The sequence below is a fragment of the Pseudomonas sp. GL-RE-26 genome, from assembly GCF_019956275.1.
In the GTDB taxonomy this organism is placed as follows: domain Bacteria; phylum Pseudomonadota; class Gammaproteobacteria; order Pseudomonadales; family Pseudomonadaceae; genus Aquipseudomonas; species Aquipseudomonas grandcourensis.
The window spans coordinates 127,554-143,678 of sequence record NZ_JAHBDI010000004.1; the positions used below are offsets into that span (position 1 = coordinate 127,554).

Below are 16,125 nucleotides of genomic sequence, written 5' to 3' on the forward strand. Positions count from 1 at the left end.
GCCCTCCCCTTCTGCAAGCCCGGATGCCATGCTGACTTGGTTACAACGCAATTCCTTGCATTTCCCACCGCTGGAAAAGGCCATGCGCGACCCCAACGGGCTTCTGGCTGCCGGTGGTGACCTGTCCGCCGATCGGCTGATCTCGGCTTATCGCCACGGCTGTTTTCCATGGTTTTCCGAAGGCCAGCCGATCCTCTGGTGGTCTCCGGACCCGCGCACGGTTCTGTTTCCCGACGAGTTGCACGTCTCGCGCAGCCTGAACAAACTACTGCGCCAGCAACGCTATCAGGTGACCTTTGACCAGGACTTTGCGGCGGTCATCCGCGCCTGCGCCGCACCCCGGGATTACGCTGATGGCACCTGGATCACCGAAGCCATGCAGAACGCCTACATCGAGTTGCACAGGCGTGGCCACGCGCACTCGGTGGAAGTGTGGGACGGGGACGAGCTCGTGGGTGGGCTCTACGGCCTGGCGATGGGCCAGCTGTTTTTCGGCGAGTCCATGTTCAGCCTCGCTGACAACGCCTCGAAATTCGGCTTTGCCACACTGGTCCGGCATCTGAAAGACTCGGGTTTTGTACTGATCGATTGCCAGATGCCCACCGATCACCTGCACAGTCTCGGAGCCCGGGCGATACCCCGCCGTGAATTTGCTGACTATCTTGCCCATCATCTGGACCTGCCCAATCGCGCTAGCTGGGTTTGCTGAGCGACATTTGCGCGCGTGGCTTACACTTATTCAAAAGCATTATCCCGAGGGTTGATCATGACCGAGTTGGCGCGTTTGAAGTTCTATGCCACTCAGCCGCACTCTTGCAGTTATCTGCCCGATGAGCAGGCCACAACCCTGTTCCTCGACCCTAGCCAGCCCATGGATGTGCATGTCTATGCAGACCTGTCGGAGATGGGGTTTCGTCGCAGTGGCGATCATCTCTACCGGCCGCATTGCCAGAATTGCAATGCCTGCGTTCCGGCGCGCATTCCCGTGGGGCAGTTCACGCCCAACCGACAACAGAAACGCATCTTCAAGCGCAACGTGGATTTGCAGGTGCGTCCGGCCAGGCCCGGCTTCAACGAAGAGTACTTCGATCTTTACCAGCGCTATATCGAACAGCGTCACGCCGACGGCGACATGTACCCGCCGAGTCGCGACCAGTTTTCGACATTCCTGGTGCGGGACCTGCCGTTTTCAAGATTTTATGAATTTCGCCTGAACGGCCAGCTACTGGCCGTCGCCGTGACCGATTTACTGCCGAACGGTCTTTCGGCGGTCTACACCTTCTACGAGCCGGCCGAAGAGCGCCGCAGCCTTGGGCGCTATGCGATCCTGTGGCAAATCGCCGAGGCCAGGCGGCTGGGGCTGGACGCGGTCTACCTCGGCTACTGGATCAAAAACTGCAAAAAAATGAACTACAAGACTCAATATCGCCCTATTGAGTTGCTGATTAATCAGCGCTGGGTGGTTCTAAACTAGAGCCGCCCCTAAACCCCTTGGCTTAAACCCCACTTTTCGGGCACAATGCACGCCGCTTTTGCCTGGCGCAGTTGCACCGGGCCATTCATTGGACACCGAGGGCTTTACTGCATGTCGAAAGAAGACAGCTTCGAAATGGAAGGCACTGTCGTCGACACCCTGCCCAACACCATGTTTCGTGTGGAGTTGGAAAATGGGCACGTCGTAACCGCGCACATCTCCGGCAAGATGCGCAAGAACTACATCCGTATTCTTACCGGCGACAAAGTGCGCGTAGAGCTGACTCCCTATGACTTGAGCAAAGGGCGCATCACTTACCGCGCCCGTTAATCAAGTCAATACAAGACGCCCGGCTCATGCCGGGCGTTTTTGTTTGTCTGCGTTTTGATGCCCCCCTCCTGTAGGAGTGAGCCTGCTCGCGATAGCGTCATGCCAGGCAACATTAACGTCACTGACACACCGCCATCGCGAGCAGGCTCGCTCCTACAGGGGATCGCGGTGATTTGATAGACAACAAAAAGGCGCCTCTCGGCGCCTTTTTGTTTTGCCTCTGAACGTCAGGCCATCTCGGCCGTGGTCTCGAACTCGAAGGTCAGCTCGCCGTCCTTGATGTCGATGTGCACTACACCGCCATGTTCGGCCAGTTCGCCAAAGAGAATCTCCTCCGCCAGCGGACGCTTGATCTTGTCCTGGATCAGGCGAGCCATTGGGCGAGCACCCATCGCCGCGTCGTAGCCACCTTCGGCCAGCCAGTTGCGGGCTGCATCGGTGACTTCCAGCAACACACGCTTGTCTTCCAGCTGCGCCTGAAGCTCGGTAAGGAACTTGTCCACCACGCTCTTGATGACCTCATGACTGAGGCGACCAAACTGGATGATGGTGTCCAGACGGTTGCGGAATTCCGGCGTGAAGCTCTTCTTGATCACTTCCATCGCATCGGACGAGTGATCCTGATAGGTGAAACCGATCGAAGCGCGGGCTGCGGTCTCGGCACCGGCGTTGGTCGTCATGATGACGATCACGTTACGGAAATCCGCCTTGCGCCCGTTGTTATCGGTCAACGTACCGTGGTCCATCACCTGCAGCAGCAGGTTGAAGACTTCCGGATGCGCCTTCTCGATCTCGTCGAGCAACAGCACGCAGTGAGGCTGCTTGGTGATGGCTTCGGTGAGCAAACCGCCCTGATCGAACCCGACATAGCCTGGAGGTGCACCGATCAGACGCGATACGGTGTGGCGCTCCATGTACTCGGACATGTCGAAACGAATCAGCTCGACACCCAGGGCCTTGGCCAACTGACGCGCCGCTTCGGTTTTACCGACACCGGTAGGCCCTGCGAACAGGAACGAACCGACAGGCTTGTCAGGGGACTTGAGGCCGGCACGGGACAGCTTGATCGCGGTTGCCAGCGAGTCGATCGCGGCATCCTGACCGAACACGGTCAACTTCAGGTCACGCTCGAGGTTACGCAGCAGTTCCTTGTCGGAACTGGTGACGTGTTTTGGCGGAATCCGCGCGATTTTCGCGACGATGTCCTCGACTTGCGGCACTTCGATGCGCTTCACACGCTTCTCGACCGGTTGCAGGCGCTGGTAGGCACCCGCTTCGTCGATGACGTCGATGGCCTTGTCTGGCATGTGACGGTCATTGATGTAACGCGAGGCCAGTTCGGCAGCCGCGCGCAGGGCTTCATCACTGTATTCGATGTTGTGGTGGCTTTCGAAACGCCCCTTCAGGCCGCGCAGAATGCCGATGGTGTCTTCCACCGAAGGCTCCGACACATCGACCTTCTGGAAGCGCCGGGCCAGTGCACGGTCCTTCTCGAAGATGCCGCGGAACTCCTGGAAGGTGGTCGAACCGATGCAACGGATATCACCCGAGGACAGCAGCGGCTTGAGCAGGTTCGAGGCATCCATGACGCCACCGGACGCGGCACCCGCACCAATGATGGTGTGGATCTCGTCGATGAACAGGATTGCCTGCGGGCGTTTTTTCAGCTCATTGAGCAACGCCTTGAAGCGCTTCTCGAAATCGCCACGGTATTTGGTACCGGCCAGCAAGGCACCCAGGTCGAGGGAGTAAACCACGCTGCTGGCCAGCAGGTCCGGCACCTGGTTGTCGACAATGCGCTTGGCCAGGCCTTCGGCAATCGCGGTTTTACCCACGCCCGCCTCGCCCACCAGCAGCGGATTGTTCTTGCGGCGACGCGCCAGGATCTGCGCGACGCGCTCGACTTCCAGCTCACGACCTACCAACGGATCGATACGACCCTGACGCGCCAGTTCGTTGAGATTGCTGGCATAAGCATCCAGGGGATTGCCTGAAGAAGAAGACTCACCGCCCTCGTCGTCCTGCATATCTTGCTCACCTTCAGAGTGATCGCCATGCCCCGGCACCTTGGAAATGCCATGGGCGATGTAGTTGACGACATCTATACGGGCAACGCTCTGCTGTTTCAGCAGGAACACCGCCTGACTCTCTTGCTCACTGAAGATCGCGACCAGCACGTTGGCGCCAGTCACTTCGCGTTTGCCCGAGCTCTGTACGTGAAACACAGCACGTTGCAGTACACGCTGGAAGCCCAGGGTTGGCTGGGTTTCGCGATCCTCGTCATGCACGGGGATCAATGGCGTGGTGGAGTCGATGAACTCCTGCAGGTCATGCTTGAGTTTGTCGAGGTTTGCGCCGCACGCACGCAGAACGGTGGCGGCAGCCTCATTGTCCAATAGGGCCAGCAAGAGGTGTTCGACGGTCATGAACTCATGACGCTTCGAACGAGCTTCCTTGAAGGCAAGATTGAGGGTGACTTCGAGCTCGCGGTTTAACATAGCTTCACCTCATACCCAAGTGGTCGGCGATTAACCGTCCTTCTCGATTTCACAGAGTAGCGGATGCTGGCTTTCCCTGGCGTACTGGTTGACCTGCATGGCCTTGGTCTCGGCGATGTCACGGGTAAACACTCCACATACTGCCCGCCCTTCTGTGTGGACGGCCAGCATGACCTTGGTCGCCAGCTCGCGATTCAGGTTAAAAAACACCTCGAGCACTTCGACGACGAAATCCATCGGTGTGTAGTCATCATTGAACAAAACCACCTTGTACATCGGCGGCGCCTGTAGTGCAGGCTTTGCCTCCTGAACAGCAATGCCTGCGGAATCGTCGTCGTGTGAATCAGGGCGATCCTGATTGAATGTTAGTCGAATCTGGCTGATTGCATGCATGGAAAGAAAGGTTCGTCAGTTGTTCAAATACAGTGGTGGGGGCGGCTATCAGCGATTTCAACTCCGACTACCGGGTCAGCTTGACTATCGGCAAAAGGGTGTTACAACCAATAGAGCCCACAGTGGGTAAAAAAGGTCCGCGGAGTCAATCTTATTTACAGATTCGACTGCGGATGTACGGAATGATACTCCAGTGATGGAGTCTGTTGCAGAGGGAGTTGGGTATGTCAGGCGGCAAGGTCAGCGGCAAGGTCAAATGGTTCAACAATGCCAAGGGTTACGGTTTCATCATTGAGGACGGCAAGACAGAAGATCTGTTTGCCCACTACTCCGCCATCCAGATGGAAGGTTATAGAACCCTGAAAGCCGGGCAAGCTGTCGTATTCGACATCATCCAGGGCCCCAAAGGCCTACACGCGATCAACATCGGCAACCCGGTGGACGCCTCGAAAGCGACGGCATCCGCCCCGCAACAGACCGTTACCGTGTAAGCCCACACCGTCATCCCGCCATAAAAAAACCGCCTGACTCAAATACTTGAATCAGGCGGTTTTTGTGTGCCTGCGTTTTCTTACATGTGCGAGATCAGCGCATCGCCGAAGCCGGAAGACGACACCAGCTTGGCGCCTTCCATCAGGCGCTCGAAGTCATAGGTCACGGTCTTGGCGGAAATCGCGCCGTTGGTGCCCTTGATGATCAGGTCGGCCGCTTCGGTCCAGCCCATGTGGCGCAGCATCATTTCAGCGGACAGGATCAGCGAACCGGGGTTGACCTGGTCCTTGCCGGCGTACTTCGGTGCAGTACCGTGGGTGGCTTCGAACATGGCTACGGTGTCGGACAGGTTGGCGCCCGGCGCGATACCGATACCGCCCACTTCCGCCGCCAGGGCGTCGGAGAGGTAGTCGCCGTTCAGGTTCAGGGTCGCGATCACATCGTACTCGGCCGGGCGCAGCAGGATCTGCTGGAGCATGGCGTCGGCGATGGCATCCTTGACGATGACGTTCTTGCCGGTTTTCGGGTTCTTGAACTGCATCCACGGACCGCCGTCGAGCAGGGTCGCGCCGAACTCTTCAGCCGCCACTTCGTAGGCCCATTCCTTGAAGGCACCTTCGGTGAACTTCATGATGTTGCCTTTGTGCACGATGGTCAGCGAATCACGATCGTTGTCGACCACATATTGCAGGGCCTTGCGCGCCAGACGCTTGGTGCCCTGCAGGGACACCGGCTTGATGCCGATACCGCAATTCTCGTCGAAACGGATCTTGGTGACGCCCATTTCTTCTTTCAGGAACTTGATGACCTTGGTGGCTTCCGGCGTGCCGGCCTTCCACTCGATGCCCGCGTAGATGTCTTCGGAGTTCTCGCGGAAGATGGTCATGTCGACATCGCCTGGCTTCTTGACCGGGCTAGGCACGCCTTCGAACCAGCGCACCGGGCGCAGGCAGACGTAAAGGTCGAGTTGCTGACGCAGGGCCACGTTCAGGGAACGGATGCCGCCACCGACCGGAGTGGTCAGCGGGCCCTTGATGGAAACCACGTAATCCTTGACCGCGTCCAGGGTTTCCTGAGGCAGCCAGGTGTCCTGATCGTAAACCTGAGTCGCTTTTTCCCCGGCGTACACTTCCATCCAGGAAATCTTGCGCTCGCCACCGTAAGCCTTCTTAACAGCAGCATCGACAACCTTGATCATGACCGGGCTGATGTCGACACCAATGCCGTCGCCTTCGATGAAGGGGATGATCGGGTTATTAGGAACATTGAGAGAATGGTCTGCATTGACGGTGATTTTGTCGCCGACGGCTGGAACCTGAATCTTCTTGTAACCCATGCTGAACTCCATTGATTGGATTGAACATCTGGCTTGGTTCGAGCGTAACCCAGTTGAATCGGCGCGCAAACCCTATGTTCCATCCATCTGCCGCAAAGCCTTGCAACTCGTGCGCTACAAGCCTGAAAGCAAAGGGAAAAGCGCCAAAACCAAGCACGACGAATGACTCTACGCCCGACTTGCCCCTGCGACCTTTAGACCAATGGACGACATTCGTTGCGCATGAACCATCGGCAGATTGCCAGCTACCTATGTATAATGCCGCCGCTGACCACAGGGTCACGACGGTTGAAGTGCTCTACGACGAGACTTTCCGCCTGGCAGGCCGACCTGTTATCGCAGTCCGGCCACTTGACGCCCTACTGATGCACCCAACATCACAGCAACGAAACCTCGATATTCGGCTCATGGATGACTTTGAACGAACGCGCTTACCCGGCGCCCTCGAGTTTCTGCGCACGCTTTAGCAAAGAAGAGAGAGTTAATCCGAATATGCCCACCCGCTCGAAGATCATCTATACCTTCACCGACGAAGCTCCTGCCCTCGCCACCTATTCACTGTTGCCTATCGTAGAGGCGTTCACCGCCTCGGCTGATATCGCCGTTGAAACCCGCGATATCTCTCTTGCAGGGCGCATCCTGGCCAGCTTCCCCGAGCAACTGGGTGACAAAGCCGTAGCCGACCACCTCGCCGAACTGGGCGCCCTGGCCGTTACGCCTGAAGCCAACATCATCAAATTGCCGAACATCAGCGCTTCGGTTCCGCAACTGCAAGCCGCGATCAAAGAGCTGCAAGCTCAAGGCTTCGCACTGCCGGACTACCCTGAGACTGTCACCAGCGACGCCGACAAAGAAGCCAAGGCGCGCTACGACAAGATCAAGGGCAGCGCCGTAAACCCGGTCCTGCGTGAAGGCAACTCCGACCGCCGCGCGCCGTTGTCGGTCAAGAACTACGCACGCAAGCACCCGCACAAAATGGGCGCCTGGGCCAAGGACTCCAAGTCCCACATCGCGCACATGAGCACTGGCGATTTCTACGGCAGCGAAAAAGCCGCCCTGATCGACGCCGCTGACGCCGTGAAAATCGAACTGATCGCTCAAGACGGCACCGCTACCGTCCTGAAAGAAAAGACCAGCGTACAAGCCGGTGAGATCCTCGATTGCGCGGTACTGAGCAAAAACGCCCTGCGCAGCTTCATCGCGGCCGAAATCGAAGACGCCAAGGCACAAGGCGTGCTGCTGTCGGTTCACCTGAAAGCCACCATGATGAAGGTCTCCGACCCGATCATGTTCGGCCAGATCGTTGCCGAGTTCTATAAAGACGCACTGGCCAAGCACGCTGACGTGCTGGCACAGATCGGCTTCAACCTGAACAACGGCATCGGCGACCTGTACGCTCGCATCAAGGCTTTGCCTGCCGAGCAGCAAGCGCAGATCGAAGCTGACATCCAGGCGGTCTACGCCGTTCGCCCTTCCCTGGCGATGGTCAACTCCGACAAAGGCATCACCAACCTGCACGTGCCGAGCGACGTGATCGTCGACGCCTCGATGCCGGCAATGATCCGCGACTCCGGCAAGATGTGGGGCACCGACGGCCAGCTGCACGACACCAAGGCCGTGATCCCGGATCGCTGCTACGCCACCATCTACCAGGCTGTGATTGAAGATTGCAAAGCCAACGGTGCGTTCGATCCGACCACCATGGGCAGCGTGCCGAACGTTGGCCTGATGGCGAAGAAAGCCGAAGAGTACGGCTCCCACGACAAGACTTTCCAGATCAAGGCTGACGGCGTTGTTCGCGTCACCGACAGCAAGGGCAACCTGCTGATGGAACAGGCTGTCGAGGCCGGCGACATCTTCCGCATGTGCCAGGCCAAAGACGCGCCGATCCAGGACTGGGTCAAACTGGCCGTCAACCGTGCTCGCGCAAGCGCTACTCCAGCGATTTTCTGGCTGGACCCGATGCGCGCCCACGACGGCGTAGTGATCGAGAAAGTTCAGGCTTACCTGAAAGATCACGACACTGCCGGCCTGGACATCCAGATCATGGCGCCGGTCGACGCGATGAAGTACACCCTGCAGCGCACCCGCGATGGCAAGGACACCATTTCGGTGACCGGCAACGTTCTGCGCGACTACCTGACCGACCTGTTCCCGATCATGGAGCTGGGCACCAGCGCCAAGATGCTGTCGATCGTACCGCTGATGAACGGCGGTGGCCTGTTCGAAACCGGCGCCGGCGGTTCGGCTCCGAAGCACGTTCAGCAGTTGCTGGAAGAAAACTTCCTGCGCTGGGATTCGCTGGGTGAATTCCTGGCCCTGGCCGCGTCCCTGGAACACCTGGGCGTGACCTACAACAATCCAAAGGCGCTGGTTCTGGCCAAGACCCTGGACCAGGCCACCGGCCAGTTCCTGGACAACAACAAGTCGCCATCGCGCAAAGTCGGCAACATCGACAACCGCGGCAGCCACTTCTACCTGGCGCTGTACTGGGCTCAAGCCCTGGCTGCCCAGACCGAAGACGCTGCACTGCAAGCGCAGTTCGCGACCCTGGCCAAGACCCTGACCGAGAACGAGGCGACCATCGTTGCCGAACTCAACGCCGTTCAGGGCAAGCCGGTGGACATCGGCGGTTACTACCACGCCGACGCCGAGCTGATCAGCAAGGCCATGCGCCCAAGCGCAACCTTCAACGCGGCAGTTGCTGCGCTGGTTTAAGGTTGTAAGGGAACATCACAAACCCCGGCCCTGTGTCGGGGTTTGTGTTTTCAGAATTCACACAAATCCATTGTAGGAGTGAGCCTGCTCGCGATAGCGTCATGTCAGCCAATATTGATGTCACTGACATACCGCCATCGCGAGCAGGCTCACTCCTACATTGGACTGCGTTTCAACTTTGGAATTTGAGGACATCTCATGGACTGGAAACCCCACATCACCGTCGCCACCATCGTCGAAGACAACGGCCGTTTCCTGATGGTCGAAGAGCACAAGGCCGGCCGCAACGTGCTCAACCAGCCCGCCGGTCATCTGGACCCGAATGAAACCCTGACCGAAGCCGCCGTGCGCGAAACCCTCGAGGAAACCGGCTGGGACGTCGAACCGACCGGCGTTCTGGGCATTTACCTCTACACCGCCCCGAGCAACGGCGTGACCTACCAGCGGGTCTGCTTCATCGCAAAACCACTGAAACACCACCCGGATTATCAACTGGATGACGGCATCGTCGGCGCCAAGTGGTTGACCCGCGAGGAATTAATCGAGCAGCGCGACAACTGGCGCAGCGAGCTGATCATCCGCTGCATCGACGACTATCTGGCAGGCATTCACTTCGGCCTCGAATTGATCCGTCCTTCTCTTTAGCCATGCAGGCTCCAGCCTGATAGAATCGCGTCCTTTTTCAAGACACTCATTGAATCCCTATGCGTGATCCAGCCCCTTCTGACACACAAAAGAAGCGCGTCATTGTCGGCATGTCCGGCGGCGTGGACTCTTCCGTTTCCGCCCTCCTGCTGATCGAGCAGGGTTATGAGGTGGAAGGCCTGTTCATGAAGAACTGGGAAGAAGACGATGGAACGGAATACTGCACCGCCATGGATGACCTGGCGGACGCCCAGGCCGTGTGCGACAAGATTGGCATCAAGCTGCACACCGCCAACTTCGCCGCCGAGTACTGGGACAACGTGTTCGAGCATTTCCTGGCCGAATACAAGGCCGGACGTACGCCGAACCCGGACATCCTGTGCAACCGCGAAATCAAGTTCAAGGCGTTCCTCGACTACGCCATGGTGCTCGGCGCCGACCTGATCGCAACCGGCCACTACGTGCGTCGCCGCGACATCGATGGCCGCACCGAACTGCTCAAGGGCCTGGACCCGAACAAGGACCAGAGCTACTTCCTGCACGCTGTCGGCGGCGAACAGATCGCCAAGACCCTGTTCCCGGTCGGCGAGCTGGAAAAACCGCAAGTGCGCGCCATTGCCGAGAAATACGAACTGGCGACCGCGAAGAAAAAGGACTCCACCGGGATCTGCTTTATCGGCGAGCGCCGCTTCAGCGACTTCCTCAAGCAGTACCTGCCGGCGCAACCGGGCGAGATCAAGACCACCGAAGGTGAAATCATCGGCCGCCACCACGGCCTGATGTACCACACCATCGGTCAGCGCCAGGGCCTGGGCATTGGCGGCCTGAAAGACGCCAGCGATGAGCCGTGGTACGTGCTGATCAAGGACCTGGAACACAACGAGCTGATCGTTGGCCAGGGCAATGATCACCCGTGGCTGTTCTCCCGCGCCCTGATCGCCTCGGACATCTACTGGGTCAACCCGGTCGATCTGAGCCAGCCACGCAAGCTGACCGCCAAGGTTCGTTATCGCCAGAGCGACCAACCGTGCACCCTGGAAAAAACCGCCACCGGTTATCGCGCGACCTTCGATGACCCGCAACGCGCGGTCACTCCAGGCCAGTCAGTGGTGTTCTACGACGGTGAAATCTGCCTCGGCGGCGGCGTGATTGAAGTAGCCGAGCCGTGGACGAGCAAGGGCCAGGCCCTATGAACCCGATTCAGGAGCAATTGACAGCACTGGGCGGCGTGTTTCTCGCCGCGGTGCTGGTGGACAGGATCGCCAAGACCGGCCAGACCAACGAGGCCGGCCTGACCTGCATGCTCGGCAGCCTGCTGATTCGCGACCCCAAGGACACTTTGGAAGTCTATGGCGGCGACGACATCAACCTGCGTGAAGGTTACCGTGCGCTGATCGGCGCCCTCGAACGCGACCCAAGTGCCCTGCAGCGCGAGCCGTTGCGTTATGCCCTGGCCATGCTCGGCCTTGAGCGTCAGCTGGCCAAGCGCAACGACATGCTCGACGTGATTGGCAAACGCCTGCCGCAGATTCAGTCCCAGGTCGAACACTTCGGCCCGGCCCACGAAAACGTGATCGCCGCCTGCGGCGCGCTGTATCAGGACACCCTGAGCACCCTGCGCCAACGCATCCAGGTACACGGTGACATGCGCAACCTGCAACAACCGAGCAACGCTTCGAAAATCCGCGCCCTGCTGCTGGCCGGCATTCGTTCGGCGCGCCTTTGGCGGCAATTGGGCGGTCATCGCTGGCAGCTGGTGATCAGCCGCCGCAAATTGCTCAAAGAGCTTTACCCCTTGATGCGTAACGAATAACCCGCATCAACAGAACAGAACTCAGCAATACGCGTAATACGCCGGTCAGTTGGCGACGGACCGGCGGATTTTTTCATGTATGATACGCGCCCCATTTCGTTGCCCGACTGTCCGAGAACACCCCATGCAGCTTTCTTCGCTCACTGCGGTTTCCCCTGTTGACGGCCGCTACGCCGGCAAAACCCAGGCCCTGCGCCCAATTTTCAGCGAGTACGGCCTGATCCGTGCCCGCGTTCTGGTTGAAGTGCGCTGGCTCCAGCGTCTGGCCGCTCACCCTGCCATCAGTGAAGTGCCGGCGTTCTCCGCCGAAGCCAACGCTGTGCTCAACACCCTGGCGGAAAACTTTTCTCTGGAGCACGCCGAGCGCGTCAAAGAGATCGAGCGCACCACCAACCACGACGTCAAGGCCATCGAATACCTGCTCAAAGAGCAAGCGGCCAAGCTGCCGGAACTGGCCAAGGTAAGCGAGTTCATCCACTTTGCCTGCACCAGCGAGGACATCAACAACCTGTCCCACGCCCTGATGCTGCGCGAAGGCCGTGATGACGCGATGCTGCCGCTGATGCGCCAGACCGCCAACGCCATCCGCGAACTGGCGATCCGTTTCGCCGACGTGCCGATGCTGTCGCGCACCCACGGTCAACCGGCCTCGCCGACCACCCTGGGCAAAGAACTGGCGAACGTGGTTTACCGTCTTGAGCGCCAGATCACCCAAGTCGCTGCCGTTCCGCTGCTGGGCAAGATCAACGGCGCTGTCGGCAACTACAACGCTCACCTGTCGGCCTACCCTGAGATCGACTGGGAAGCCAACGCCCGCGCTTTCATCGAAGACGAACTGGGCCTGGGCTTCAACCCGTACACCACGCAGATCGAACCGCACGACTACATCGCCGAGCTGTTCGACGCGATCGCCCGCTTCAACACCATCCTGATCGACTTCGACCGCGACATCTGGGGCTATATCTCCCTGGGTTATTTCAAACAGCGCACCATCGCTGGCGAAATCGGTTCGTCGACCATGCCGCACAAGGTCAACCCAATCGACTTCGAAAACTCCGAAGGCAACCTGGGTATCGCCAACGCACTGTTCCAGCACCTGGCGAGCAAACTGCCAATCTCCCGCTGGCAGCGCGACCTGACCGACTCCACCGTACTGCGCAACCTCGGTGTCGGCTTCGCCCACAGCGTGATCGCGTACGAAGCCAGCCTCAAGGGCATCAGCAAGCTTGAGCTCAACGAGCAGAAGATTGCCGCTGACCTGGACGCGTGCTGGGAAGTATTGGCCGAGCCGATCCAGACCGTGATGCGTCGCTACAACATCGAAAACCCGTACGAAAAGCTGAAAGAACTGACCCGCGGCAAGGGCATCAGCCCGCAAGCGCTGCAGACTTTCATCGACGGCCTGGACATGCCAGCCGCCGCCAAGGCCGAGCTGAAATTGCTCACCCCGGCCAACTACATCGGCAACGCTGTAGAACAAGCCAAGCGCATCTGATCGACCGCTAGACCCTTTTAAGACGCCCGGCCGCGCCGGGCGTTTTTATTCCCGTCTGAAAAGTGCATTTTTTCAATAGGTTACACATGAATCCTGATATTCCTCTTCAACTTCTGGGCGGCATCACGGCACGGGAATTCCTGCGCGACTACTGGCAGAAAAAGCCGCTGTTGATCCGTCAGGCGATTCCTGATTTCGAAAGCCCGATCGACGCCGACGAACTGGCCGGCCTGGCGCTGGAAGAAGAAGTCGAATCGCGACTGATCATCGAGAATGGCGAGCGTCCGTGGGAACTGCGTCGCGGCCCGTTCGCCGAAGATGAATTCAGCAAGCTGCCTGAGCGTGACTGGACCCTGCTGGTGCAAGCCGTGGATCAGTTCGTCCCGGAAGTCAGCGAACTGCTGGAAAATTTCCGCTTTCTGCCGAGCTGGCGCATCGACGACGTGATGATCAGCTACGCCGCGCCGGGTGGCAGCGTTGGTCCGCACTTCGACAACTACGACGTGTTCCTGCTGCAAGGCCACGGCAAGCGCAACTGGAAGATCGGCCAGATGTGCAACACCGAGAGCCCGATGCTGGCCCACGCCGACCTGCGCATCCTCTCCGAATTCGAAGCCACCGATGAATGGGTGCTGGAACCGGGCGACATGCTCTACCTGCCACCGCGCCTGGCCCATTGCGGCGTTGCCGTTGATGAATGCATGACCTACTCGGTCGGCTTCCGCGCACCGAGCGCAGCTGAAGTGCTGACCCACTTCACTGACTTCCTCAGCCAGTTCCTGTCGGACGAAGAACGCTACACCGACGCCGACGCCTTGCCGACTGCCGATCCTCACCAGATCCAGCGCGACGCACTCGACCGCCTCAAAGGCCTGCTGGCCGAACACATGAGCGACGAGCGCCTGCTGCTGACCTGGTTCGGCCAGTTCATGACCGAGCCACGCTACCCGGAACTGGTGGTGGGCCCGGAAGAGGTTGAAGAAGAGGACTTCATGTCCGCCCTGGAGCAAGGCGCGATCCTGGTTCGCAACCCGAGCGCACGCCTGGCGTGGTCTGAAGTCGATGACGACCTGCTGCTGTTCGCCAGCGGCCAGAGCCGTTACCTGCCAGGCAAGCTGCGCGAACTGCTGAAGATGATCTGCGCCGCCGACTCGCTGCACACCGACAACCTTGGCGACTGGCTGAGCGACGAAGACGGTCGCGGCCTGCTGTGCGAACTGGTCAAGCAAGGAAGCCTGGGGTTTGCCGATGAATAAGATTCACGTACGTGTCGCAGACTGGCAGAAGGACAACGCCGAGATCCGGCGCATTCGTGAGACGGTGTTCGTCGCCGAGCAATCCGTTCCACCAGAACTGGAATGGGACGCCGATGACATTGATGCAGTGCATTTCCTCGCTTACGAAGGCGACTTTCCGATCGGCACCGCCCGCCTGCTGCCCGATGGGCACGTCGGCCGGGTGTCGGTACTCAAGGACTGGCGCGGCCTGAAAGTCGGCGATGCACTGATGCAAGCGGTCATCGGTGAAGCCGAAGAGCGCGGACTCAAGCAGCAGATGCTCAGCGCCCAGGTACAAGCCACGGCGTTCTATGAGCGCCTGGGCTTTCACATGGTCAGTGAGGAGTTCCTGGAAGCCGGGATTCCGCATGTGGACATGGTTCGCCATTCCGCTTGAGACCCTGTGGCGAGGGGGCTTGCCCCCGTTGGGTCGCGAAGCGGCCCTAAATTATTGGGGCTGCTGCGCAGCCCAGCGGGAGCAAGCCCCCTCGCCACAAAAGCTGCATGTAAACACCACAAAACGCCCCGCTATCTTCGGATGCCGGGGCGTTTTGCTGCCTACGATTCAACTAGCGCCACTCCAGGCCGACAAACTGGCACTATCATCAATTCAAGTTGGCGGAGATAACGGATATGTCCCTACGCACCCTGCTCAGCACCCTGCTGGTGGCCTGCAGTTTTTCGGTCATGGCAGCCACCGAAATCGTGCCCCTGAACTACCGCACCAGCGCCGACCTGCTGCCGGTGGCGCAAGATTTCATCGGCAAGGACGGACAGGTCAGCACCTACGGCAATCAACTCATCGTCAACGCCGATCAGCGCAAGATCGACGAACTTAAAGCCCTTCTTTCGCAACTCGACACCGCACCCAAGCGCCTGCTGATCACCGTCGATACCAGCGACAACAACTTCCAGGGTGACCAGAGTTATTCGGTGAACGGCGCCAAGCCAAGCCAGACCCGCATCATCAACTACAGCACCGATAGCCGCGACGGCGGTATTCAGCAAGTGCAGGCCAGCGAAGGCGCACCGGCACTGATCCAGGTCGGCCAGAGCGTGCCGATTACCAGCAGCCAGACTGATACCTACGGCGGTTACAGCAGCGAGACCCAATACCGCAACGTCACCCAGGGTTTCTATGTCACGGCAAACGTCACCGGCGACATCGTTCACCTGTCGATCAGCACCAACCGTGACCGCATGAGCCAGGAACGTCCCGATGTAGTGAACGTACAAAGCACCGACACAACCGTCACCGGCCACCTCGGTGAGTGGATCCTGCTGGCCGGGGTCAACGGCCAGACCCAGGCCGACAAACAGGGCCAGACCCGCAGCTACTCGACCCAGAGCCGCAACGACATGACATTGCGGGTGAAAGTCGACACCTTGGACTAAAGCACCAAAAACTGACTGACGAGTCGTATTAGACCAAAGATGTAGTGCCTTAAAAAAAGCACTACAAAACGTTTGACGAGCCAAAAAAGCAAAGGCATGATGGCCTCGCTCCCGCTAATCAGAGGCCCTGGCAAGGGCCTTCGAGGCGATGTTCGCACCTACCCCCGCGAACCGCTTCGTGTCTGTACCGCCCACAAGGTGTGTTTGACGAGGTTGTCGACTGGAACGAAGTTGTCCCGAGGGACGGAAGCGTAATAGG

The 16,125-nt window shown here is 59.1% G+C and carries 16 protein-coding genes; 13 read left to right on the forward strand and 3 right to left on the reverse strand.

Annotation, left to right across the window (positions count from 1 at the left end; translation table 11 throughout):
- The first annotated feature begins 28 nt into the window (after positions 1-28).
- The 3 genes from aat to infA all read left to right on the forward strand — a co-directional run bounded on the left by aat (position 29) and on the right by infA (position 1,804).
- Entirely contained in the window at positions 29-709 is a 681-nt protein-coding gene (gene aat / locus KGB07_RS03250) for a leucyl/phenylalanyl-tRNA--protein transferase (protein WP_046037978.1), read from the forward strand.
- 57 nt (positions 710-766) lie between these two features.
- Positions 767-1,474, forward strand: a complete 708-nt coding sequence (locus KGB07_RS03255) for an arginyltransferase (RefSeq protein WP_046037862.1) — start codon at positions 767-769, stop codon at positions 1,472-1,474.
- Positions 1,475-1,585: 111 nt separating this feature from the next.
- Positions 1,586-1,804, forward strand: coding sequence for a translation initiation factor IF-1 (gene infA, locus KGB07_RS03260; RefSeq protein WP_002553999.1), 219 nt, complete (start codon positions 1,586-1,588; stop codon positions 1,802-1,804).
- 227 nt (positions 1,805-2,031) lie between these two features.
- Here the strand turns inward: infA and clpA are convergent, their stop codons facing one another.
- Both clpA and clpS read right to left on the reverse strand, forming a co-directional pair.
- Complete coding sequence (clpA, locus tag KGB07_RS03265) at positions 2,032-4,302, reverse strand: ATP-dependent Clp protease ATP-binding subunit ClpA (protein WP_046037860.1); 2,271 nt, start codon at positions 4,300-4,302, stop codon at positions 2,032-2,034.
- A gap of 30 nt (positions 4,303-4,332) precedes the next feature.
- Entirely contained in the window at positions 4,333-4,695 is a 363-nt protein-coding gene (clpS, locus tag KGB07_RS03270) for an ATP-dependent Clp protease adapter ClpS (protein ID WP_046032480.1), read from the reverse strand.
- 224 nt (positions 4,696-4,919) lie between these two features.
- Between clpS and cspD the strand changes: the two genes are divergently transcribed.
- Positions 4,920-5,186, forward strand: coding sequence for a cold shock domain-containing protein CspD (gene cspD / locus KGB07_RS03275; protein WP_046037858.1), 267 nt, complete (start codon positions 4,920-4,922; stop codon positions 5,184-5,186).
- Between the two features lie 80 nt (positions 5,187-5,266).
- Here cspD and icd read toward each other — a convergent pair whose 3' ends face one another.
- Positions 5,267-6,523 (reverse strand): NADP-dependent isocitrate dehydrogenase, encoded by a 1,257-nt coding sequence (icd, locus tag KGB07_RS03280; protein ID WP_046037857.1) that lies wholly within the window; start codon positions 6,521-6,523, stop codon positions 5,267-5,269.
- On the opposite strand from icd, the gene KGB07_RS03285 reads away from it, so the two are divergent.
- From KGB07_RS03285 to KGB07_RS03325, 9 genes are all read left to right on the forward strand, one after another.
- Positions 6,522-6,689 (forward strand): hypothetical protein, encoded by a 168-nt coding sequence (locus tag KGB07_RS03285; protein ID WP_185754733.1) that lies wholly within the window; start codon positions 6,522-6,524, stop codon positions 6,687-6,689. The genes icd and KGB07_RS03285 overlap by 2 nt on opposite strands.
- Positions 6,690-7,015: 326 nt before the next feature.
- The gene (locus tag KGB07_RS03290; RefSeq protein WP_046037854.1) at positions 7,016-9,241 is read left to right on the forward strand and encodes an NADP-dependent isocitrate dehydrogenase; all 2,226 of its coding nucleotides are present in this window, start codon (positions 7,016-7,018) and stop codon (positions 9,239-9,241) included.
- A gap of 198 nt (positions 9,242-9,439) precedes the next feature.
- Positions 9,440-9,886, forward strand: a complete 447-nt coding sequence (locus tag KGB07_RS03295; protein WP_046037853.1) for an NUDIX hydrolase — start codon at positions 9,440-9,442, stop codon at positions 9,884-9,886.
- A gap of 59 nt (positions 9,887-9,945) precedes the next feature.
- The gene (mnmA, locus tag KGB07_RS03300) at positions 9,946-11,079 is read left to right on the forward strand and encodes a tRNA 2-thiouridine(34) synthase MnmA (protein ID WP_046037851.1); all 1,134 of its coding nucleotides are present in this window, start codon (positions 9,946-9,948) and stop codon (positions 11,077-11,079) included.
- Positions 11,076-11,699 (forward strand): high frequency lysogenization protein HflD, encoded by a 624-nt coding sequence (gene hflD / locus KGB07_RS03305; protein WP_046037849.1) that lies wholly within the window; start codon positions 11,076-11,078, stop codon positions 11,697-11,699. Before mnmA ends, hflD begins: the two co-directional genes overlap by 4 nt.
- A gap of 124 nt (positions 11,700-11,823) precedes the next feature.
- Complete coding sequence (purB, locus tag KGB07_RS03310; RefSeq protein WP_223464544.1) at positions 11,824-13,194, forward strand: adenylosuccinate lyase; 1,371 nt, start codon at positions 11,824-11,826, stop codon at positions 13,192-13,194.
- Between the two features lie 86 nt (positions 13,195-13,280).
- The gene (locus KGB07_RS03315) at positions 13,281-14,450 is read left to right on the forward strand and encodes a cupin domain-containing protein (protein WP_223464545.1); all 1,170 of its coding nucleotides are present in this window, start codon (positions 13,281-13,283) and stop codon (positions 14,448-14,450) included.
- Positions 14,443-14,868, forward strand: a complete 426-nt coding sequence (locus tag KGB07_RS03320; protein ID WP_032829897.1) for a GNAT family N-acetyltransferase — start codon at positions 14,443-14,445, stop codon at positions 14,866-14,868. The genes KGB07_RS03315 and KGB07_RS03320 overlap by 8 nt, the downstream gene beginning before the upstream one ends.
- 236 nt (positions 14,869-15,104) lie before the next feature.
- On the forward strand, positions 15,105-15,866 hold the full coding sequence (locus tag KGB07_RS03325) for a secretin N-terminal domain-containing protein (protein WP_046037845.1): 762 nt from the start codon (positions 15,105-15,107) through the stop codon (positions 15,864-15,866).
- Positions 15,867-16,125: the final 259 nt, after the last annotated feature.